Origin of the sequence: Cognatundibacterium luofuense, from assembly GCF_018139685.1 — a bacterium.
In the GTDB taxonomy this organism is placed as follows: Bacteria; Pseudomonadota; Gammaproteobacteria; order Burkholderiales; family Burkholderiaceae_D; genus Undibacterium; species Undibacterium luofuense.
Genome location: NZ_JAGSPN010000565.1, coordinates 1 through 294 on the forward strand (window position 1 = coordinate 1; position 294 = coordinate 294).

Annotated in this window: 1 protein-coding gene; it reads right to left on the bottom strand. The window is 44.6% G+C overall.

Features of this window, described 5'->3' with window-relative positions; all coding sequences use genetic code 11:
- Nucleotides 1-107 precede the first annotated feature (107 nt).
- Nucleotides 108-294 (bottom strand): GNAT family N-acetyltransferase (locus tag KDM89_RS21660; protein WP_369123606.1); only part of this gene is annotated, 187 nt, incomplete at its 5' end.

The following is a 294-nucleotide window of genomic DNA, read 5'->3' on the forward strand; positions in this document are numbered from 1 at the left end:
GTATTCCTATAAAAAATGAAAGGCAAGCTGCAAAGCAGATTGCCGTAATTTGCTGAAGTTTGCCGAAAACCGGAAAGCATCAACGATGCAGCCAGTCAAAGCTGGGCTCAGGCGATACGTTTACCCAGTATCAGTAAGTCGCGTTCTATCCCATCCAGATTGGCAACACGCGGCATATTGGCCCAGGTTTCAAAACCGAAGCGTTTAAACAATTCCAGACTAGGCTGATTATGTCCAAAAATAAAGCCTAATAAAGTATGAACCTGAATAGTTGGAGCGTGCTCGATAGCCAGT